Source organism: Aeromicrobium phoceense, assembly GCF_013868155.1.
GTDB classification, from domain to species: Bacteria; Actinomycetota; Actinomycetes; order Propionibacteriales; family Nocardioidaceae; genus Aeromicrobium; species Aeromicrobium phoceense.
The window spans coordinates 805322-826694 of the sequence record NZ_JACEOG010000001.1 but is presented as its reverse complement, the minus strand read 5'-3'; the positions used below and the strand labels follow the sequence as shown (position 1 = coordinate 826694).

Below are 21373 nucleotides of genomic sequence, written 5' to 3'. Positions count from 1 at the left end.
GTCAGGACGCGTCCGCGCCGGGGTTGTCCGCCAGGTACTGGTCCAGCGTCTCGGGCGTGATGATCGGGAAGGGGATCTCCTCGGTCTTCGGCTCGGCCTCGGGGCCGCCCTCGATGACGTCGGGCGTCGCGTCGAAGAGCATCTGGGCGGCACCGGTGGTGTCCGGGGCGGCGGTCGCGGCGAGCTGGCCGTCCTTGAGCGCCTTCAGCGCGGGCGGCGTGCCGTCGTAGCCGTAGATCTGGACGTCGTCACGGCCCGACTGCTTCGCGGCCACGATGGAGCCCATCGCCGGATCGTCGAAGCACGCCCAGATCGCGAGCGGCTCGGAGCCCTTCGGGTTCTTCGCGAGCCACGTCGTGGCGAACTTCTGGCCCGACTCCAGCTGGCCCGGGATCAGGACCTCCTGGCGGTCGACCGTGATGTCGGTGCCCTCGACGGTCTCGTTGAAGGCCTCCTCACGCAGCTGGCACGGCAGGCCCGGCTTGTAGCCGAGGGCCAGGACGCGACCCTTGCCGCCCATGTTCTCGACCATCGCCTCGGGGACCTCGACGCCCGGCGAGACGACGAGGTCGAAGGTGACCCCCTCGGCGCCGCCACCGGCGATGGAGGCCACGGGGATGCCGGCGGCCTCCGCCGACTTCAGTCCGGCCGTCAGCGACTTCGACTCGATGACCGAGACGATGATCATGTCGACGTCCTTCTGCACGAAGTCCTGCATCGCGCCGATGGCCTTGTCGACGGCTCCGTCGGGGTTGGCGGTCGTGACCTCCCAGCCCTCCTTCTCGGCCATGTCGGTGTACTTGTTGATCACCGCTTCGGTCGTCACCTCACTGGGCGCAAAGCGGACGATGCCGACGGAGAAGGCGTCGTCGCCACCGTCCGAGCCGGAGGACGAGCCCCCACAGGCGGCGGCTGTCGCGAGGGTGAACGCCAGGGTGGTGCCGAGTGCAACGCGTCGAAAATTCATCGAGCCTCCTCAAGCTCAAGCCCACTCGAGGTTGAGTGGTGCTTCTGGTCCCCCGAGAGTCGCCCGCGGGCGACTGTGGCGGCGGCGGCGTCCGCGTGGACTCCACCGCCCATCACGAGGCGTGGTGCCACGGCGATGTCTTGGGCGAGTTCGTCGATGACGAGCTCGGTCGGCCTGGTGCTCATGCCAGCGACTCCTGGTAGCGGCGCATGCCGCGCAACCAGCGGTCGTAGTCCGACGCCTTGCGCCGGTAGAACTCCAGGACGTCGGGGTGCGGCAGGATCAGGAACTCGTCGGTGGCCAGCGAGGCGACGACGATGTCCGCCACCTCGAGCGCCTCCAGGACGAGCCCCGCCTGCGTGACTGCCTTCGCGCCCTGGCGTGCCGCCTCGCTGTCGGAGTCCGCACCGCTGTTGAGCATCGCGGTGTTGACGCCCATCGGGCACAGGCAGCTGACGCCGATCCCGCGCGACCCGTAGGTCACGGACAGCCACTCCGCGAACGCGACCGCCGCGTGCTTCGTGACCGAGTAGGTGGCCGAGCCGATCTGCGTCAGCAGCCCGGCGGCCGAGGCGGTGGACAGGAAGTGGCCGCTGCCGCGCTCCAGCCAGCCCGGCACGAGCAGCTCGGCGGCTCGCACGTGGGCCATGACGTTGACGTCGATCGAGGTCTGCCAGTCCGACGGCGTCGCGTCGAGGTTCTCCCCGAGGCCGACGCCGGCGTTGGCGGCGTAGAGGTCCACCGGGCCGAAGGCCGACTCCGCCAGCGTGATCGTCGCGCGGATGTGCTCGACGTCCGAGCAGTCGCCGGCGAGCGCCTCGATCGTGCCGGGGTGGTCCGCGGCGATGGCCTCGACCTCGCACTTCAGGCGTCCCTCGTCGAGGTCGGTGGCGACGACGCGGGCGCCGTGCTCGACGAAGCGGCGACACAGCGCCGCGCCGATCCCGCCCCCGGCGCCGGTGACGATCGCGACGCTGCCCTCGAGGTTCATGCGCGGCCGCCCTGCGCGGCGACGGAGCGCAACTCGTCCCGGTCGATCGCCCGCTTCAGGATCTTGCCGGTGGCACCCTTCGGCAGGGCGTCCACGAACGCGAAGAGTCGGGGCACCTTGTAGGCCGACAGGCGCTCCTTGGCCCAGGCGCGGATGCTCTCGGGCGTCGCGTCCGAGCCCTCGGTCAGGACCGTGACGGCCGCGATCTCCTCGCCGTAGTGGTCGTCCGGGACGCCGACGACGGCGACCTCGACGATGTCGGGGTGCTCGTACAGCACCTCCTCGACCTCGCGCGGGTAGACGTTGTAGCCGCCGCGGATGATCAGGTCCTTCACGCGGTCGACGATGCTGAGATAGCCGTCCGCGTCGATCGTGCCGATGTCGCCGGTCTTGAGCCAGCCGTCGCGCAGGTCCGAGGCCGTGGCGTCGGGCCGGTTCCAGTAGCCCTTCATGATCGTGGGGCCGGTGACGTACACCTCGCCGGGCTGGTCGGGACCCAGGACGTTCCCCTCGGGGTCGCGCACCTCGATGCGGGAGCCGGGAAGCGCGGGCCCGACCGTCCCGGTCCGCTGCTCGCGGGTGATGTCGTTGAACGTGGCCGCGCCCGTGGACTCGGTCAGGCCGTAGCCCTCGAGGATCGCACAGTCGAAGCGGTCCTTGAACGCCCGGATCACCTCGACCGGGAGGCTCGCGCCGCCCGACGTGGCCAGCCGCAGGGCCGCGAAGTCCTGGGGCGAGTGGTCGCCCTCGGCGTGCAGCATCGCGTTCCACATCGTCGGGACGCCGGCCATCGTGGTGAGCTCGTCGGCCACCATGACGTCGAGCATGACCTTCGGGTCGAACGGGTGGACCAGGGAGAACGAGGCGCCGGTCGCGAGCGCCGTGTTCATGCAGACGGCCTGGCCGTAGACGTGGAACAGGGGCAGCCCGGTGCCGAAGCGGTCGTCGGGGCTGATGTCGAGGACGGGCTGGAACGACGAGACCGTGTCGACGAGGTTCGCCGCGGTGAGCTCGGCGCCCTTCGGGCGGCCGGTGGTGCCCGAGGTGTAGAGGATCAGCGCGGTGTCCTGCGGCGCGTGGTCGTGCGGCTCGGTGAGGGGCTCGGCGTCGAACGAGAATCCGGGGTCCAGCTGCCAGAAGTCGAGACCACGGTCGGCGGCCGCCGCCCGGGCGTGGGCCGCGCACTCGTGCCAGGCGATGACGAGCGTGGCGCCCGAGTCGTCGAGCACGTAGCCGATCTCCGGCTCGGTCGACATGGTGTTCATCGTGATGACGGTGACGCCGGCGGCGTGCAGGCCGTAGTAGACCTCGGGGAACTCCGGGATGCTCGGCGCGATGAACAGCACGCGGTCCAGCGGAGCGACTCCGGCGGCGCGCACGGCGCCGGCGACCTGCTCGTTGGTGCGGCGCAGCTGCCCGAAGGTGATGGTGCGCGGTGAGCGGATCGCCACCCGGTCGGGCTCGGAGTCGGTGTGGGCCCAGACCTCTGTGGCGATGTTGACCATGCGGGAAGCCTTTCGACGCTGCGTGTGACCTATGTCACCGAGCAACGTATGTGAAACCGATCACGGGTTCAATAGAAAACTGAACTCAATTTCAGAAACTCCGGGCCATCTTCGCGTGGTCCCGATGGGCCATGGCGTGCGCCCGAAGATGCGGAAAGGCCCGGCACCGCAGGCGGTGCCGGGCCTTCCGGACGGAGCAGGGCCTACTCCACCTCGTCCGGGTACTTCTCCGCGAACTCGTCGTAGGACTCCTTCGTGACCACGAACGTCGGGATCGGGATGTCCTCCGGCTCGGCGTCGACGCCGCCCTCGATGACGTCCGGCGTGCGCTCGGCCAGCTCCGCGCCGGCCCCCGCGACGTCGATGAACGCCGTGGCGCGCATGGCGCCCGACTGCACCGCGGTCACCGCGGCGGGCGTGCCGTTGATGCCGTAGACCTTCACGTCGTCCCGGTCCGCCGAGCGCAAGGCGCTGACCGCACCGAGCGCCGGGTCGTCGAAGCACGCCCAGATGGCGAGGTTGCCGCTGCCCTCGGGGTTCTTGGCCAGCCACGCCTGCGTGAACTTCGTGCCGCTCTCCACCTGGCCGGGGATGGCCACCTCCTGGCGGGTGACGGTGATGTCGCTGCCCTCGAGGGCGTCGTTCAGCGCCTCCTCACGGCCGATGCACGGCAGACCGCTCTTGTAGCCGAGCAGGAGCAGCTCACCCTCGCCGCCCATGTCGTCCACGAGCTGCTTCGAGATGTCGGTCGAGACCAGTGCACCGGAGTCGGCGTTGAGCGGCACCCCCTCGCCGGAGCCGCCGCTGAACGAGATGATCGGGATGCCGGCCTCGGTGGCCGCGCGCACGCCGCCGGTGATCTGGTCGGTCGGGAAGACCGTGACGATGATCAGGTCGACGCCCTTCTGGACGAAGTCGTTGACCGCGCTGATGGCCTTGTCCACCGAGCCCTGGGGATCGACCTTCGTGACGTTCCAGCCCTCCTCGTCGGCGACGTCAATGTAGGAGTTGATCGCCTTCTCGGCGGTCTCGTCCGTCGCCGAGAACTGCACGATGCCGATGTCGTAGGACTCGTCCCCTCCCCCGCCACCACTGTCACCGTCGCCGTCCGAGCTGCCACAGGCGGACGCGGTCGCGAGGACCGCGGCCATCGTCGCCCCGAATGCCATGCGTCGAATGTTCATCGAGCCTCCTCAAGCTCGAGTCCGCCGCGGACGGGCGGACCCACGACCTGCTCCGAGGACGTCGGAGCGACGTCGATGTGAGGTAGGTCACGATGAACCTAGGTGAAGCCAAACTCAACTTCAATAGTGCCGACGGGTGAGATCGCCGGCGCCTCGACTCAGACGAGCTTGCGCACCACCGAGAGCGGGGCGTGCTTCATGACCTGCCCGATGGGGGCCCAGGGCCAGGCGGGCACGGCGGCGTCGACGACTTCCTTCTCGATGTACTTCACCATCGCGGCGGTGCCCGTGGCGGTGTCGACCATGAGCCTCTGCTCCTGCTCGACCTGCGCGTTCATCTCGCTGGCGATGTAGCCCGGGTAGAGCGTCGTGACCTTGATGTCGTGGCCCTTGCGGCCGATCAGGTCCGAGCGGATCCCCTCCGCGAGGTGCGCGACGCCGGCCTTCGTGGCCGCGTACGTCGTCATCGACGACGGCATGCCACGCATGGCGGACATCGACGAGATCAGCACGAGGTGCCCGGCCCCGCGCTCGTAGAAGTGCTCCATGGCCGCTTCGGCCTGCGCGAGCGCGGCGACGAAGTTCGTCATCGCGGTCTCGCGGTTGGCCTCGAACTTCCCGGTGCCGATGCGGCCACCCTTGCCCAGGCCGGCGTTGACGATCACGCGATCGAGACCACCGTGGGCGGCGGCCGCCTCGCCGAACACCCGGAACACGGCGTCGTGGTCGTTGACGTCGAGCGCGTGCACGGAGACCTCGACGCCCGGGTGCGCGGCCACGAGCTCGGCCCGCAGCGCCTCGAGCCGCTCGACCCGTCGGGCCGTGATCGCCAGGTGGTGTCCGGACGCGGCCAGGTGGCGGGCCATGCCCTCGCCCAGCCCCGAGCTGGCGCCCGTGATCAGCGTGTTCCGTCGCATGTCGCTCCTCGTCGTGTCAGCGGAAGGTGACGTCCGCGGCGCGCAGGTGGCTGTGGTCGTTGAACGTCAGCACCCGCGGGCCCGTGGCGCCCACCATGAGGGTAGTGACACTGCTGTTGACCACGACGTCATTGAGCTTCTGGAATGCCGAGTCGTCGCCGGTGATGAGCTCGGAGGCGACCATCGCGATCGGCCCGCCCGAGGTGAACACCAGCACGCGGCGGCCCTTGCCGGAGGCGAGCTCGACGGCCTCCTTGAACCCGGCGAGGACCCGCTCGCGGAACAGCGCGTACGGCTCGTGGAAGTCGCCCTCGCCACTGCGCCACGCGTCGATCGCGGCGTTGAGCGCGGCCTGGAACTCCTTGGAGTTCTTCGTCAGTGCACCCGGATCGAACGCGGTGGCGACGGCGAGGTGGTCGTACTCGTTCCAACGGGGGTCGACCTCGTAGCCGGGCAGGCCGGGGTCGGCGTCCTCCTCACCGAGTCCGCTGGCGTCGATCGCGGCGATCGCGGTCTGGGCGTGACGCAGCATCCCGCCGGCGATGGCGTCGGTGAAGACGGCTCCGCCCGCCTCCCAGCCGGCGCCGAGCGCGGCGGACTGCCGGGTGCCCAGCTCACTGAGACGGTCGTAGTCGTCGGTCCCGAAGGACGCCTGGCCGTGACGGACCAGGTGCAGGGTTCCCACGTGCTCAGAACTCCAGCACGAGCTTGCCGGTGGCCTGCGCCCGGTCGAGCGTCAGCAGCGCCTCGGAGGCGTCCTCGAACGCGAACGACTGCCCGACGATCGGCTTCAGCGCGCCGGAGGCCAGGTGCTCGACCATCGCGTCCCACTGCTGCTTGATCAGGCCGGGGCGCTTCATCGCGTAGGCGCCCCAGCCGACGCCGACGGCCGAGAGGTTGTTGAGCAGCAGACGGTTGGCGGCGATCTTGGGGATCTCGCCGGCGGTGAAGCCGATGATGAGGATCCGGCCGTCGTCGACGAGGCAGCGCAGGGAGTCGGTGAAACGGTCGCCGCCGGCCGGGTTGCCCACGGGGTCCACGACGATGTCGACGCCGCCGGACGCCTTGACGGCATCCTTGAAGCCCTCGGAGAGCACGTACTCGTCGGCGCCCGCGGCCACGGCGATCTCGCCCTTGACATCGGTGGACGTCACGGCGATCACGTGGCCGGCACCGAACGCCTTCGCCACCTGGATCGCGGCGGTGCCGATGCCGCCGGAGGCACCATGCACCAGTACGCGCTCGCCCTCGGCGAGGCCGCCGCGGTTCACCAGTGCGAAGTAGACCGTGGCGTAGTTGAACATGAAGGAGGCGCCCTCGGCGAAGGACACCGAGTCGGGGAGCTTGAACGTGAGGAGCTGGTCCGCGACGACCTGCTCGGCGAAGCCGCCGAGCATCGGCAGTGCGGCCACGCGGTCGCCCGGGGCGAAGCCGGAGTCCGCGGGCGCCTCGACCACGACCCCGGCCACCTCGGCGCCCGGAGTGAAGGGCAGCGGAGGCTGTAACTGGTAGCGGCCGCGGCTCTGCAGCAGCTCGGGGAAGGCCACGCCGGCGGCCTTCACATCGATGAGGACCTGGTCCTCGCCACGCTTCGGGGCCTCGACGTCGACGAGTTCGACGGCCTCGGGACCGTCGAGGGATGTGATCTGGATCGCTCGCATGCCCTGAGCGTAGCGGATATCTAAGCGCTTGCTTAGTGCCCGTCCACGAACTTGAGGATATCCTCAGGTTCATGGCCACCGGAGTCCGCTTTCCCACCGACAGTTCCACCGCCACCGCGCGCCAGGTCGTGGCCGACGCGCTGCGCAAGGTCGATCCGGTGGGCGCGCAGGCGGCCGAGCGTGAGACGAACTGGCGCCGCGGATACCTCATCCACTTCTCCCGACTCCTCGAGGCGGGGCTCGCCCCGCCCGAGGACGCCGTGACGATCGCGACCGAGGGCCTGCGCAGCATCCACGAGCAGATGCGCTGCGGCGACGGCTCGCTGGCCGAAGCGCTCGACTCCCGTGCCGCGGGTCACGAGTGGACGACCGTCGACATCGCCGGTGAGGCCGAGCCGGAGACCGAGCTGAGCGTGCCCTACCGCGGCGAGCGGCTCACCGGCGCCGCGTTGGACGAGCAGCTCGACGACTGGGTCCGGCGCGGCGTCGTCGAGCCGACGTTCTCCGAGGCGATCCGCGAGGTGGCCGCCCACCCGGAGTGGCTGCGGCTCGAGGGCGACACCGTCGTGGTGCTGGGCGCCGGCGCCGAGATGGGTCCCTACCGGTCGCTGCTGCGGTGGGGCGCCGACGTCGTCGCGGTGGACCTGCCGCGCGCCGACATCCAGAAGCGCATCCGCGACCACGCCCGCGAGGGCGCGGGGCGGGTGCGGCTGCCCGTGGGCGGCAAGGAGACCGGGGCCGACCTGCTGCACACGCTGCCCGAGCTGGGCCGGTGGCTGGAGGACCTCGAGGGCCGTCTCGTCCTCGGCACGTACTGCTACGCCGACGGGGCCACCCACGTGCGCGTCTCGGCCGCCGCCGACGCCATCGCGGCCCGGCTGGTGGCACAGCGGCCCGACACGGCCCTGGCCTACCTCGCCACCCCGACCGACGTCTTCGCCGTGCCGGCAGGGGCCGTCACCACCTCGAACGACGCCTACGAGAGCGGCCGCCGCCTGCTGCGGGCGCCGTTCCGGACGCTCAGCGGCGGGCGCCTCCTGCAGCGCAACTACCCGCCGGACGTGGAGATCGGCGTGTGCGACTCGCTCGTGCCGCAGCAGGGCCCGAACTACGCCCTCGCCAAGCGGCTGCAGCGGTGGCGCGCGGCCGCGGCGCGCCACGACGGCGCCACGGTGTCGCTGAACGTCGCGCCGGCGACGCGCACCGCCTCGGTCGTCAAGAACCGCGCGCTCGCCGCGGCCTACGCCGGGGCGCACCGCTTCGGCGTCGAGGTCTTCGAGCCCGCCACGAGCAACGTGCTGATGGCCGCCCTGCTCGTGCACGACCTGCGCAGCGACCGGGCTCCCGAGGAGGAGCCGTGGCGCGAGGAGGCCTACGCCGCCGCGCACGGTGGGCTGTGGACCGCCGGCTACCACCCGCGGTCCGCGCTGGGGCTCGCCGCGGTCCTGGGCTTCGCCGGCTCCCGCGCCTGACCGCTGCGGCGGTGAGGCGCTCCCGAACGGGCCGGGGAGCCGGTAGAACGGGGGCATGAATCGCCTCGGTGCCGCGTCCGCCGTCCACCTCGCCGCCGGGACGTGGCTGCTGATCGACCTGTGGCGGGCGTGGACACCGACCCTCATCACGATCTTCGGTCAGGCCGCGACGACGCCGCCCGAGCTGATCGGCGCGTTCGCGTTCGGGTGCGTCCTCGTCCCGGTGCTCCTCGTGGCCGTCGCGCGGCGCCTCGGCCGCGAAGGCACCTTCGCCGCGGCAGCGCTCGTCGTCGCGCTGGCCGGCCGAGTCGTGCTCCAGCTCACCGACGGCGGCCACCTGCACCTCGTCGTCGCCTCCGTCGCGGGGATCGCGGCCATGACCTGGCTCTCCCTCGCGCTGCCCCGGCACCGTGACGCGGCGGTCACGGGCGTGGTCGCCGGCCTCGCCGTGGCGGTGACCACCCACGCCGCGCTCGGCACGTGGGGAGCGGTCTGGCGTGACGACGTCTGGGCGTGGCTGCTGCTGGCCGCCCAGCTCGTCGCCTGCCTCGCCACGATGCGCACCCCTGCGGAGGGCCGAGGAGTCGGCCGGCGGTTCGCCCTGACCGTGATGCCCGGACTGTTCCTCGCCGGCGTGATCGTCGCGAACGCCGGGCGCGCCTCGGCCACCTTGGGCGAGGCCGGTCTCGCCGCGGTCGCGTTCGGCGCCACGCTCGCCGTCGCGGCGACCCTCGTGCCCGTCACGCGAGTCTCGGCCGCGGCGGCCGCGCTCGTGCTGACGGGAGCGGTCGCCGCCTCAGCCCTCGTCACCGACGCCGACGGACTGCTGCCCGCCTGGACCGTGGTGGCGTTCGTGGTGGGGATGCCGGCGCTCGCCCACCTGTGGCGCGCCGCCGACCACGGAGACCGCGGCACCTCGATGACGCTGGCACTCGGCGGTCTCGTCTGGGTGGCCCTGCTCTTCGCGTACTACGCGGGCTACGACCTCGGGTACCGCGCCGACTGGCTGCTGGTGGGCGTCGCCCTGGTCATCGGCATCGCCGCCGCGACCACTCCCCCGGCGCCGGCGACGACCGCGCCGCCCAGGACGCTGGCCGCCATCGGCGTGACGGCCCTGGCGGTGGGAGTCGTGGCCGCGGCGGCCCCTGCGCTCACCATCCGCCCGTTCGACGCCTCCGAGCCCCGGGACGACGAGGTTCGCGTGGCGGCCTACAACCTGCGCATGGGCTACGGGATGGACGGCGTGTTCCGCCCGAAGGCCGTCGCCGCGATCCTCGTCTCCGCCGACGTCGGGCTGATCAGCGAGATCGACCGCGGCTGGTTCCTCAACGGCGGCCAGGACCAGCTCGCGATCCTCGAACGCCTGACCGGCCGGACGGCCTGGTGGGGTGCCGCGGCGGACCCCGTGTGGGGCGACGCCGTCCTCGTCGATGCGAGCCGGGCCCGCGTCGAGCGGCGGGCGCTGCCGTCGCACGGTGCGGTCACCGGCGCCCAGGCGATCGCGGTACGGCCGCAGGGACCGTGGGAGTCGACGTGGTTCGTGTCCACCCACCTGCAGCCCGTCGGCAGCGACGAGGGCGTCACCGCGCAGTCGGCCGACCTCGCCGCGTGGCTGCGCGAGCTCGGTGGCCCGATGGTCCTCGGCGGGGACTTCAACCTGCAGGAGGACAGCGCCGCCTACGACAACGTCATCGACGTGGGACTCGTCGACGCCGCTCCCGGCGGCGCGGACACGAGCCCGGCGGACGCCCCCGTGAAGCGGATCGACTACCTGTTCTCGACGCCCGACCTGGTCGCCTCGGACGTCGAGGTGCCGGGCCTGCGGGCATCGGACCACCTGCCGGTGGTCGCGACGTTCACGCGCCGGTGAACTTGGCCTGACGCTTCTCGCTGAACGCGGCGACGCCCTCGGCGAAGTCGTTCGATGCGCCCAGGACGCCCTGCTCGACCGTCTCGGCCGCGAGGGTCTCGTCGAGGTGCGCCAGCGCTGCGGCGTTGATCGTGGACTTGATCCGCGCGTAGGCCATGGTGGGGCCGGACTTCAGCTTGTCGACCAGGCCGTCCACCGCGGCCTGCCACTCGTCGGCGGTCACGCAGTGCGTGATCAGGCCGGCGGCGTGCGCCTCGGAGTTCGGCAGCTTCTCACCGAGCATCAGCAGGCGCGTGGCACGGGCCCGGCCGATCGAGGCGGCGATCAGCTCGTGCGCGGCGCCGTCGCCCATGAGGCCCACGTTGACGAACGCCTGGAGGATGTAGTCGTCCTCCTTGGCCACCTGGAAGTCCGAGGCCAGCGCCAGCGAGGAGCCGATGCCGGCGGCCAGGCCGTTCAGCGCCGCGACCACCGGGAACGGGGCCTGCGTCAGCGCGTGGATCAGGCGGTCGGCGGCCTCGAGGATGCCCGTGTTCGTCGCGCCCGGGGCCATGACGGCGCCGGAGCAGAACGCGCGGCCCTCGCCGGTGATGACCGCGACGCGGACGCCCTCGGCATCCTCGAGCGCGTCGCTCATCTGCTCGAACATCTCGGTGGTCACCGAGTTGAGTCGCTGCGGGGCGTTCAGGGTCAGCGTCAGGACGCCGTCCGTGCGGTCGACCAGTAGGTCGGTCATCGTCTCCTCCATTGTCCGAGCAGGGTCTGCAGCACCGCGATGAGCGCGGTGGGCTGGTCCAGCATGATGTGGTGCCCCGAGTCGGGGATCACGGTGACGGGCACGTTGCCGCCGAGCCGCGAACGGATCTCCTCGGTGATGTCGGTGGTGGCCATGCCGCGCTCGCCGCGCAGGAGCGCCACCTCGCACGCGCTGCGGGCCACGTCGGCGGGCTCCATCATCGAGCGCAGGAAGACGCGCGGGTCGAACTTCCACGTCCAGCCCGAGCCCTCCTCGCGCACGACGTGCTGGATCGAGCCGCGCGCGATGTGGTCGCGGATGTACGGCAGGCACGACGGGTCCTCGGGCAGCGTGCGGAAGCGAGCCACCATCGTCCGGGCGTCGGGGTAGAGCGGCATCGTCAGGTCGGCGCGGTCGGCGCGCCACGAGCGGGCCTCGGGCGACACCGCCTGGACGGGCGAGTCGATCGCGGCCGCTCCGAGCATCCCGGCGCCGTGCTCGCGGGCGGCGGTGAGGGCGACGAAGCCACCCATGCTGTGCCCGAAGACCACCGGCTTGTCGGTGGACTCGGAGGTGGCCACCGCCATCACCTCGCCGGCCCATGCCTCGAGCGTGTACGCCTCGCGCCTGCCGCTGTCGCCGTGCCCGCTCAGGTCGAGAGCCAGGACGCGGTGATCGACAGCGAGGTGCGGGGCGACGTGGTCCCACCAGCCCGCGTGGGCCGCGCCGCCGTGCACGAGCACCACGACGGGATCGCCCGAGCGTCCCCACGCGCGGTAGGAGATGGGCACGCCGTCGACGTCGAGCTCGAGGTGCTGGGGCTTCTGGTCGAGCGCCCAGGTGAACCAGTCGGGAACGGTCACCGGTGGAACCTCGTCACGTCGTCGAGCGGGGCCCGGCCGGCCCGGAACGAGTTGGCCGGGTGGTCGGGGTCCGCGTGGCCGAAGGAGATGCCGCAGACGACCAGCCGGTCCTGCGGCATCTCGAGCCACTTCCGGAGGAAGTCCGACTTCTGCGCCAGCGCCGCCTGGGCGATGGTGGCGACGCCGCGCGCCTGGGCGGCCAGCAGGAACGACTGCACGAACAGGCCGCAGTCGATCGCCGCGTAGACGCCGAGCGACTCGGGCGCGGAGAGGATCGCGACGTGCGGGGCACCGAAGAACTCGAAGTTCCGCAGCATCTCGCGCGCGGACCCCTCACGGTCGCCCTTCGCGACGCCGACGGCCTCGTACAGCTGCCAGCCGACCTCGCGGCGACGCTCGGCGTGGACGCCGTCGTAGCCCGGCGGGAACGGGTAGTCCGAGCCCAGCGAGGCGTCGGCCATGAGGTCGTCCCGCAGCCGCGTGAGGGCCTCGCCGGAGACGACGTCCACGTGCCACGGCTGGACGTTGCACCAGGACGGCGTGCGCGCGGCGGACGACAGGATCGCGCGGATCTCGTCCTCCGGGACGGGCTCGTCGGTGTAGCCGCGACAGCTGAATCGGGAAGCCAGCAGCTGGTCCAGGACCTGAGCCGGTGCCGGTGCCTCGTCGATCATGGGGCCACCGTACCGGCGGCTCAGACCTCGGAGGACCGGACCTGCACCACGCGCACGGGCGAGGGCAGCTCGACCGTGCGGCTGACGGTGCACAGCTTGTGGTGCGACTTCTCCATCGCGTCGGGCACGCGCTCGGCCATCTTCTGGCCTTCCTCGTCGTTGTCGAACGCGATGTCGAGGGTGACCAGCAGCTTCTCGAGCAGGTGCGCCCCGGCGGAGTCCTTGACCTTGTGGCCCTCGACGGCGATGTCGAACCGGTTGGGCTCGGCACGCTTGGTGAGCGCCTCGACGGTCAGGCCGGTGCACCCGCCGAGGGCGACCAGCAGCAGCTCCACCGGGGTGAAGTCGGTGTTCTGGCCCTCACCGATCGAGATGACGCCACCGCGCCCGTTCTCGGCGCGGTACTCCATCGCGCCGGTGCGGACCAGGTGGACACTGCGCAGGGTGGAGGATTCGTCGCTCATGCCTCGACAGTAAGCGCCTGCGCACCGGCGCGCTCAGCGGGTCAGGCGTCGAGATCGGCCTCGACGAGGGCGGCGATCTTGACCAGCGCCGCCTCGTCCTCGCTCTCGACGGTGACCTCGGCGCCCTGGCCCGCGCCGAGCGTCATGATCATCAGGGCGGAGCCGGCGTCGACCGGCTCGCCGCCGGCGGTGGCGAGGGTGACGGGGACCCCGGTCTCGGCGACGGCCGCGGCGATCGTGGCGGCCGGGCGGGCGTGGAGGCCGACGGCCGATCCGACGGTGACGGTCTTGCTGGGCATGGAGTGTCCTCTCAGACGGTGACGGGTTCGTCGGCGGTCTCGGCCGCCTGCTTGGAGTAGCTGACCTGCTTGAGGGCGGTCACGAGGAATCCTGCCACCAGCGTCCCGACGATGAGGGACACGAAGAACCACAGGACGTTGTCGACGGCGAAGAACACGAAGATCCCTCCGTGCGGAGCCACGCAGGTGACGCCCAGGGCCATCGACATCGCGCCGGTGACGACGCCACCGGCCATCATCGCCGGGAGCACGCGGAACGGGTCGGCCGCCGCGAACGGGATGGCGCCCTCGGAGATGAACGAGGCACCGAGCAGCCAGGCCGCCTTGCCGTTCTCGCGCTCGGCCGGGGCGTAGAGCTTCGGGCGCAGCGCCGTGGACAGCGCCATCGCCAGCGGGGGCACCATGCCGGCCAGCATCACGGCCGCCATGATCTTGGACTGCGAGGAGCCCGGGTCGAGCGCACCCGTGGTGGACAGGCCGGTGACGGCGAAGACGTAGGCCGCCTTGTTCACCGGTCCGCCGAGGTCGACGCACATCATCAGGCCGAGCAGGCCGCCCAGCACGATCGCCGAGCCGCCGGTCATGCCGTTGAGCCCGTCGACGAGCGCCTCGTTGAGCCACGCGAGCGGCTTGGCGAGCACCAGGATCATCGCCATGCCCACGACGAGCGTGGAGACGAGCGGGATGATCACCACCGGCATCAGGCCGGCCAGCCAGCGAGGCACGGGTCGGCTGGCGAACCACGCGGCCACCAGGCCGGCGAGCAGGCCGCCGATGATGCCGCCGAGGAAGCCCGCGCCGCTCTGGTTGGTCTCGGTGACGCCGATCTGGGTCGCGGCGTAGCCCATGACGAAGCCGGGGGCGATGCCCGGACGGTCGGCGATCGCGTACGCGATGTAGCCGGCCAGGGCGGGCACCAGGAAGCTGAAGGCCCACGAGCCGAGCAGGTAGACCAGCGCGCCGACGTAGTAGAGGAACGCGCTGTCGAACAGGGCGTGGTCACCGGCCGCCGGCAGGTTCGTCAGCGAGTTGTTCGCCAGGATCTCGTTGGCCGTGTCGGTGATGTCGTAGCCCGCCAGCAGGAACCCGAGCGCGATCATCAGGCCGCCCGCCGCGACGAACGGGATCATGTAGCTCACGCCCGTCAGCAGCCAGCGTTGCAGCTTCTTCCCGACGTGGTCGTTGTCGCCGCCGCCGGCACCCGCGGTGGCGTCGGCGTCGCCCTCGACCCGGCGGGCGTTCGGGTCGCCCGCGGCCGCGAGGGCCTCGTCGATCATCTTCGCCGGCTCGTTGATGGCGCGCTTGACGCCGCTGCGGACCACGGGCTTGCCGGCGAACCGGGCCTGGTCCTTGACGCCCACGTCGGTGGCGAAGATGACCGCGTCGGCCGAGGCGATCTGCTCGGGCGTCAGCGGGGTCACGCCCGAGGAGCCCTGCGGCTCCACGGCGAAGTCCACCTGGGCGTCGCGCGCCGCCTGGGCCAGTGCGTCGGCGGCCATATAGGTGTGCGCGATGCCGGTGGTGCAGGCGGTCACGGCGATGACGCTGCGCCGAGGTGCGTCCGTCGTCGCGGTGTCGGCGGCCGGCGCGGCGGCGGGAGCGGGCTGCTTGACCTCGACGCCCGAGGTGGCCTCCTCGACGAGCGCGATCACGTCGTCGGGGGTCTGCGCGTCGCGCAGGGCCTGGGTGAAGTCGGGCCGCACGAGCGCCCGCGCGAGCGACGAGAGCAGCTTCAGGTGGGCGTTCCCCGCACCCTCGGGCGCGGCGATCATGAAGACGATGTCGGCGGGGCCGTCGGGTGCGCCGAAGTCGGCGCGGTTCGTCAGCCGCGCGAACGCCAGCGTGGGCTCGGTGACCGTGGCGGTGCGGCAGTGCGGGATCGCGATGCCGCCGGGCACGCCCGTGCCGGCCAGCTCCTCGCGGGCCTTGGCGGCGCCGGCCAGCTCTTCGACCGATCCGGCCCGGCCGGCGGCGACGACCTGTGCGGCGAGGGCCTCGATGACGTCCGACGCCCCCGCGCCGAGGTCGACGTCGAGTGACACCAGCTGAGGGGTGATGAGCTGTTCCATGTTGGCCTCCATCAGGCGGGATCCACGGTCTCGACGTGGGGTGCTTCGGGTAGGTCGGAGGGATCGGGCAGGCGCGACCCCGGCAGGGCGGCCGCGGCGGCGCCGTGGACGGCGGCGCTGGCCAGGCACTCGGCGGGCGAGCGGCCCGCGACGTGGGCCACGAGGTAGCCGGCGAGCGAGGAGTCGCCCGCGCCCACCGTGCTGCGGACGGTGACCGGCGCCGGCGGGCAGAACCACGAGCCCTCGGCGGTGGCGAGCACGGCACCCGCTCCCCCGAGGGTCAGCAGCACCGTGCCGACGCCGTGGTCGTCGCGCAGCTGGTGCGCACGGGCGGCGGCGTGGCGACGATCGCGCTCGATCTCGTCGGGGTCGCAGTCGAGCAGCTCGGCCAGCTCGTCGGAGTTGGGCTTCATCAGGTCGGGCGAGGAGTGCTCCACGGTGAGTCCCAGCGCCGCGCCCGAGGTGTCCACCGCGACGCGCGCACCGGCTTCCTGCAGGCGGCGGGTGGTGGTGGCGTACCAGTCGAACGGGACGCCGGGAGGCAGGGAGCCGCTCAGCACCGCCCAGTCGCCGGGACCGACGGCACCGGCGAGCGTGTCGGTGAGCGCGCCGAGCTCGGCGTCGTCCAGCCGCGGCCCCGGGGAGTTGACCTTCGTCGTGACGCCCTCGGGCTCGGCGAGGGTGAGATTCACCCGCAGGCGTCCGCTGACGGGGACGGCGCGATGGTCCAGGCCGAGCGCGGCGAGGGCGGCGAGCAGCGGCTCGTCGGCGGCGGCGGGCAGCACGGCGGTGACCGGGACCCCCGCGGCGTGCAGCACGCGGGCGACGTTGATGCCCTTGCCTCCGGGATCGTCGTGGGCGATCTCGCTGCGCACCACGGCGCCACGCTCGAGCGGCTCGAGGAGGCTCACGAGCCGGTCGATCGCCGGATTCGCGGTGACGGTGACGATCACGGCCCGCTCCTTCCGATCCTGGGTACCAGCGTCACACGTGAGGGGTGCACGTGCGATGTGGTTTTGTGTGGCTTCAAATGTTGTTGTGTATTGATTTACGTCACATCGTGGGACATTGTCAAGACCCCGGTGTCGCGTGGATCACGTGGGCGTTACCGTCGAGGCGTGACCAGCGTGTACTCCGGAACCGCCGTCGTCCCCGGGATCGGGGTCGGCCCGGTGGTCCGCCCGGCCCCCCGTCCCACCGCTCCGGAGCACGAGGAGGCCGGTGACCCGAGCGTCACCACCGTCGCCTTCGGCACGGCCGCCGCCGAGGTGGCGCGTCGCCTGCGCGCCCGGTCCCAGGCGGCCAGCGGTGCGGCCTCGGAGGTCCTGTCCGCCACCGCCGCGCTCGCCGAGGACCGTGGCCTGGCCACCTTCGTGACGAAGCACGCCACCCAGGGCGCCGGGCCCGCCACCGCCACCACCGCGGCCATCGAGGAGCTCGCGGCCATGTTCACCTCGGCCGGTGGCCTGATGGCCGAGCGCGTCACCGACCTCTACGACGTCCGCGACCGCATCGTGGCCGAGCTGCTGGAGCTGCCCGAGCCCGGCATCCCCGTGCCCGACGAGCCCTCCGTGCTGCTGGCCGACGACCTCGCCCCCGCCGACACCGCCGGCCTCGATCCGGCGAGGATCGTCGCGATCGCCACCGAGCTGGGCGGGTCCACGAGCCACACCGCGATCATCGCGCGCCAGCTCGGCATCCCCTGTGTCGTCGCCGTGACGGACCTTCACGACGTCGCCGCGGGCGACCGTGTGGCGGTCGACGGCAGCCGCGGCACGGTCACCGTCGATCCCGACGAGGCCCAGGTGGCCTCGCTCGTCGAGGAGGACCGCCGCACCCGCGAGGCCGCCGCCGGATGGACCGGACCGGGCCGCACGGCCGACGGTCACGAGATCCAGATCCTCGCGAACGTGCAGGACGGCGCGGGCGCGCGCGTCGCCGCCGAGCAGCCGATCGAGGGCGTCGGCCTGTTCCGCACCGAGCTGTCCTTCCTCGACCGCTCCACCGAGCCCTCCGTCGACGAGCAGGCCGACATCTACGCTGCGGTCTTCGAGGCGATGGGCGACAAGAAGGTCATCGTGCGCACGCTCGACGCGGGCTCGGACAAGCCCCTCGCGTTCGCGAACCAGCCCGACGAGCCCAACCCGGCCCTCGGCGTGCGCGGGCTGCGGATCGGTCTCGCCGACCCCGCGATGCTCGACCGCCAGCTCGACGGCATCGCCGCCGCCCAGGCCCGGACCGGCGCCGACGTGCGCGTGATGGCACCGATGGTCACCACGGAGGCGGAGGCGCAGTGGTTCGCCGAGCGCGTGCGCGCCCGAGGCCTGCTCGCCGGGATCATGATCGAGACGCCCTCCACGGTGATCCTCGCCGACCGGATGTTCCGCCACCTCGACTTCGTCTCGATCGGCACGAACGACCTCTCGCAGTACACGTTCGCCGCCGACCGGATGGCGCCCACGCTGAGCGACCTCACCGACCCGTGGCAGCCCGCGCTGCTCGCGTCCATCAAGCTCGTCGCCGACGCCGGCCGCCGGGCCGGCAAGCCCGTGGGCGTGTGCGGCGAGGCCGCCGCGCACCCGCTGCTCGCGTGCGTGCTGACCGGCCTCGGCGTGACCTCGCTGTCGTGCGCCGCCACCGCGGTGCGCCCCGTGGGCGCGAAGCTCGCGCAGGTCACGCTCGCCCAGTGCGAGGCCGCCGCCGAGGCCGCCCTCGCCGCCCCCGACCACTCCCGCGCGGCCCAGGCCGCCGCCGAGCACCTCGCCTGACATCCTTTCGGTTGCCGGGAGCGCCGTGTTCCGGCCGCCCCAAGCCAACTTTTGTGACGAGATTCGGCCGCACGACCGCTCCTGTGCCGAACTACGTCACAAAAGTCGCGTTGGCAGCCCTGAGCAGCGCGTTCGTCCACAGGCCGAGGCCGCGGGTCGTGGCGTCCACAGCCACGGCGCGAGGGCTTCTCATCAGCACCCTCGCAGTCGCACGGTTCAGCGATGGCGTCGATCCCTCCCGCCCTGCGCGGCCGTCCCTTCACCACCTCCGAGGCGATGGCCTTCGGCGTCACCAGACATCGGCTCTACGGCCCGGCGTTCACTCTGCTGCACCGCGGCCACGGCGTCTGGTGCGTGGCCGACGAGCCGCGCACGCTGGCACTCCTCCTTGCTGCTGACCGGTTGGTTCTCCCTGCAGACGCGGCCGTCAGTCACATCACGGGGCTGTACCTGCATCTGCCCGCGGACTTCCCGGAGTCACCGGGACTTCACGCGCCGCGACACTGGTCGACGAACTCCACCACGCAGGTTCGATCGCCTGCCGTCACGCTGCATCGCCGCCTGTCCCGCCTGCAGCCCGGCGCGATCGGTCGCCTTCCCGTGCTCAGTCCGGAGCGCTGCCTGGTGGACGCGGCGATCTCCCTCAGTCAGGCCGAGATCGTCCGCTTCGGCGACGCACTGGTGAGAGCCGGCCACCTGACACCGGAAGGCTTCGCCGAGTTCGCGTGGATCCAGCACCTCCACGGCGTTCGGCGATCACGCATGACGGCAGGGCGCATGCGCGAGCGCGTCGGCTCCTTCATGGAGACGGACGCGCGACTGATCATGGCGGCCTGTGGACTTCCCGAGCCGGAAACCAACGGCGCGATCAGCGTCGGTGGCGGCCGCACCTGGCACGGCGACCTCGTCCTGAGGCCGTGGCGCATCGTGGTGGAGTACGACGGGTGGTACCACGAGCGCTCCTCCAAGCAACGGCGGATCGACATCATCCGGCGCGAGTCCCTCGAAGCCGACGGCTGGCTCGTCATCGTCCTGACCGCCGACGACCTCCGCTCGCCACCGACGCTCGTCGCGCGGGTATGGCGCGCCTTGGTCTCGCGCGGCTACACCGCTTCCGCGCCGACCCATGCAACCGCGGAGCTCCGTGAACTGGTCCGCCTCCCGAAGCCGCGACCCTGACGGATGTGTTGGTCGCCGAGGCCAACTTTTGTGACGAGAATCGGCCCGCACGCGGTCGGGACGCGGAAACGCGTCACAAAAGTGGCGCGCGCGGAGCAAGCGAGCAGGCGGACGGGAGCGGGGGCGGCAACCCGTCACAAAAGTCGCGGGGGTGCGCGGCGCACCGTTGACTGTGGGACATGCGAACTCTCGTGACGGGGTCCACCGGGTACGTCGGCGGCAGGCTCGTGCCGCAGCTGCTGGACGCCGGCCACGACGTGCGCGTGCTGGTGCGCGACGAGCGGAAGGCGCGGGCGCACCCGTGGGCCGACCGCGTCGAGATCGTCGTGGGCGACGCGACGAAGGCCGAGGACGTGCGCCGCGCGTGCGAGGACGTCGACGTCTTCTACTACCTGCTGCACTCGATCGGCTCGGGCGGCGACCTCGTGCGCACCGAGCACGAGATGGCCGCGACGATCGCCGAGGCCGCGAAGGACGCGGGCGTCGGGCGGATCGTCTACCTCTCGGGCATGGTGCCCAAGGACGAGGAGATGTCCGAGCACCTGCGCTCGCGCGACGAGGTGGCCCGCGTGTTGCTGGACTCCGGCGTGCCGACCGCGGTGCTGCAGGCCGGCATCATCATCGGCTCGGGCTCGGCGTCGTTCGAGATGCTGCGCTACCTGACCGAGCGGCTGCCCGCGATGGTCACGCCCCGCTGGGTGGACTCGCGCACCCAGCCGATCGCGATCCGTGACGTGCTGCACCTGCTGGTGGGCTGCGTCGACCTTCCGCCGGACGTGAACCGCCGCTTCGACATCGGCGGTCCCGACGTCCTGACCTACCTCGAGATGATGCAGGGGTACGCGAAGGTCGCGGAGCTCCCCCGGCGCCGGATCCTGCGGGTCCCGGTCCTGTCGCCGAGCCTCTCGAGCCACTGGGTCGGCCTCATCACCCCCGTGCCGGCGGACCTCGCGCGGCCGCTCGTGGAGAGCCTGCGCAACACCGTGGTCGCGCAGGAGGACGACATCTGGCGCTACGTGCACCTCCCGCCCGGAGGACTCACGGGGTTCCAGCGGGCCGTGGAGCTGGCGCTCACGAAGATCCGCGACCTGGACGTGCCGACGCGGTGGACCTCTGCCGCGACCCGGGGCGCCCCCTCGGAGCCGCTGCCCGAGGACCCCGACTGGGCCGGCGGCTCGCTCTACACCGACGAGCGCACCCGGGAGGTCGCCGCGTCGCCCGAGGACCTGTGGGCGGTCATCGAGGGCATCGGCGGCGACCACGGCTGGTACTCGTGGCCGCTGGCGTGGCAGGTGCGCGGCCTCATCGACCGCGCCTTCGGTGGGCCGGGTCTGCGCCGCGGTCGCCGCGACCACAGCAGGCTCGTGGTCGGCGACGCCGTGGACTTCTGGCGGGTCGAGGAGGAGGTCGAGGGCGAGTTCCTGCGCCTGCGGGCCGAGATGAAGGTGCCCGGGCTGGCGTGGCTGGAGCTGCGCGTGGGCTCGGACGACTCGGGCACCACCTCGTTCCACCAGCGGGCGCTGTTCCACCCGCGCGGCCTGCTGGGGCACCTGTACTGGTGGGCAGTCGCGCCCTTCCACGGCCTGATCTTCGGGGGCATGCAGCGCAACGTGGCCAAGGCCGCGGAGTCGCGCGCCTGATCATCGGATTCGCGCCCCGCCCCACTTTTGTGAAGCCTGTAGGCCGGCAAGGGCTGTGCCGGCCGAACGGCGTCACAAAAGTGGGGGGACGCGTCACAAGAGTGCAGCGCGGCG

The 21373-nt window shown here is 72.0% G+C and carries 19 protein-coding genes; 5 read left to right on the top strand and 14 right to left on the bottom strand.

Annotated elements, in window-relative coordinates:
* Position 1 precedes the first annotated feature (1 nt).
* From H1W00_RS03955 to H1W00_RS03925, 7 genes are all read right to left on the bottom strand, one after another.
* Entirely contained in the window at positions 2-967 is a 966-nt protein-coding gene (locus H1W00_RS03955; RefSeq protein WP_181753802.1) for a sugar ABC transporter substrate-binding protein, read from the bottom strand.
* A gap of 181 nt (positions 968-1148) precedes the next feature.
* Positions 1149-1958, bottom strand: a complete 810-nt coding sequence (locus H1W00_RS03950; RefSeq protein WP_181753800.1) for an SDR family oxidoreductase — start codon at positions 1956-1958, stop codon at positions 1149-1151.
* Positions 1955-3463, bottom strand: coding sequence for an AMP-binding protein (locus tag H1W00_RS03945; protein WP_181753798.1), 1509 nt, complete (start codon positions 3461-3463; stop codon positions 1955-1957). Before H1W00_RS03945 ends, H1W00_RS03950 begins: the two co-directional genes overlap by 4 nt.
* 203 nt (positions 3464-3666) lie before the next feature.
* Positions 3667-4647, bottom strand: coding sequence for a sugar ABC transporter substrate-binding protein (locus tag H1W00_RS03940; protein WP_181753796.1), 981 nt, complete (start codon positions 4645-4647; stop codon positions 3667-3669).
* Between the two features lie 158 nt (positions 4648-4805).
* Complete coding sequence (locus H1W00_RS03935; protein WP_181753794.1) at positions 4806-5564, bottom strand: SDR family oxidoreductase; 759 nt, start codon at positions 5562-5564, stop codon at positions 4806-4808.
* A 16-nt stretch (positions 5565-5580) separates the two neighbouring features.
* Positions 5581-6249 (bottom strand): histidine phosphatase family protein, encoded by a 669-nt coding sequence (locus H1W00_RS03930; RefSeq protein WP_181753792.1) that lies wholly within the window; start codon positions 6247-6249, stop codon positions 5581-5583.
* Between the two features lie 4 nt (positions 6250-6253).
* The gene (locus H1W00_RS03925; RefSeq protein WP_181753790.1) at positions 6254-7225 is read right to left on the bottom strand and encodes an NADPH:quinone oxidoreductase family protein; all 972 of its coding nucleotides are present in this window, start codon (positions 7223-7225) and stop codon (positions 6254-6256) included.
* Positions 7226-7296: 71 nt separating this feature from the next.
* On the opposite strand from H1W00_RS03925, the gene H1W00_RS03920 reads away from it, so the two are divergent.
* Together H1W00_RS03920 and H1W00_RS03915 are read left to right on the top strand one after the other, a co-directional pair.
* Positions 7297-8697: a hypothetical protein gene (locus H1W00_RS03920; RefSeq protein ID WP_181753788.1), complete on the top strand. Its 1401-nt coding sequence runs from the start codon at positions 7297-7299 to the stop codon at positions 8695-8697.
* Positions 8698-8752: 55 nt separating this feature from the next.
* A complete protein-coding gene (locus tag H1W00_RS03915; protein ID WP_181753786.1) occupies positions 8753-10567 on the top strand; it encodes an endonuclease/exonuclease/phosphatase family protein in 1815 nt (604 codons plus the stop codon).
* Here the strand turns inward: H1W00_RS03915 and H1W00_RS03910 are convergent.
* The 7 genes from H1W00_RS03910 to H1W00_RS03880 are packed head-to-tail and all read right to left on the bottom strand — an operon-like array spanning position 10554 to position 16625.
* Positions 10554-11303, bottom strand: a complete 750-nt coding sequence (locus tag H1W00_RS03910; RefSeq protein ID WP_181753784.1) for an enoyl-CoA hydratase-related protein — start codon at positions 11301-11303, stop codon at positions 10554-10556. The two genes, H1W00_RS03915 and H1W00_RS03910, sit on opposite strands and share 14 nt — an antisense overlap.
* A complete protein-coding gene (locus H1W00_RS03905) occupies positions 11300-12166 on the bottom strand; it encodes an alpha/beta fold hydrolase (RefSeq protein WP_181753782.1) in 867 nt (288 codons plus the stop codon). Before H1W00_RS03905 ends, H1W00_RS03910 begins: the two co-directional genes overlap by 4 nt.
* A complete protein-coding gene (locus H1W00_RS03900; RefSeq protein ID WP_181753780.1) occupies positions 12163-12840 on the bottom strand; it encodes a nitroreductase in 678 nt (225 codons plus the stop codon). Before H1W00_RS03900 ends, H1W00_RS03905 begins: the two co-directional genes overlap by 4 nt.
* 20 nt (positions 12841-12860) lie before the next feature.
* On the bottom strand, positions 12861-13304 hold the full coding sequence (locus H1W00_RS03895; protein ID WP_181753778.1) for an OsmC family protein: 444 nt from the start codon (positions 13302-13304) through the stop codon (positions 12861-12863).
* Positions 13305-13345: 41 nt separating this feature from the next.
* A complete protein-coding gene (locus H1W00_RS03890) occupies positions 13346-13603 on the bottom strand; it encodes an HPr family phosphocarrier protein (protein WP_181753776.1) in 258 nt (85 codons plus the stop codon).
* A gap of 11 nt (positions 13604-13614) precedes the next feature.
* Positions 13615-15672, bottom strand: coding sequence for a PTS fructose transporter subunit IIABC (locus tag H1W00_RS03885; RefSeq protein ID WP_206679961.1), 2058 nt, complete (start codon positions 15670-15672; stop codon positions 13615-13617).
* Positions 15673-15683: 11 nt separating this feature from the next.
* Positions 15684-16625, bottom strand: coding sequence for a hexose kinase (locus tag H1W00_RS03880; protein WP_181753773.1), 942 nt, complete (start codon positions 16623-16625; stop codon positions 15684-15686).
* Positions 16626-16790: 165 nt separating this feature from the next.
* On the opposite strand from H1W00_RS03880, the gene H1W00_RS03875 reads away from it, so the two are divergent.
* From H1W00_RS03875 to H1W00_RS03865, 3 genes are all read left to right on the top strand, one after another.
* A complete protein-coding gene (locus H1W00_RS03875; RefSeq protein ID WP_338072821.1) occupies positions 16791-18440 on the top strand; it encodes a phosphoenolpyruvate--protein phosphotransferase in 1650 nt (549 codons plus the stop codon).
* Positions 18441-18716: 276 nt separating this feature from the next.
* Positions 18717-19619 carry a hypothetical protein gene (locus tag H1W00_RS03870; protein ID WP_181753769.1) on the top strand — a complete coding sequence of 301 codons (903 nt, stop codon included), beginning with the start codon at positions 18717-18719 and terminating at the stop codon, positions 19617-19619.
* 179 nt (positions 19620-19798) lie between these two features.
* Positions 19799-21259 carry an SDR family oxidoreductase gene (locus tag H1W00_RS03865; protein ID WP_181753768.1) on the top strand — a complete coding sequence of 487 codons (1461 nt, stop codon included), beginning with the start codon at positions 19799-19801 and terminating at the stop codon, positions 21257-21259.
* Positions 21260-21373: the final 114 nt, after the last annotated feature.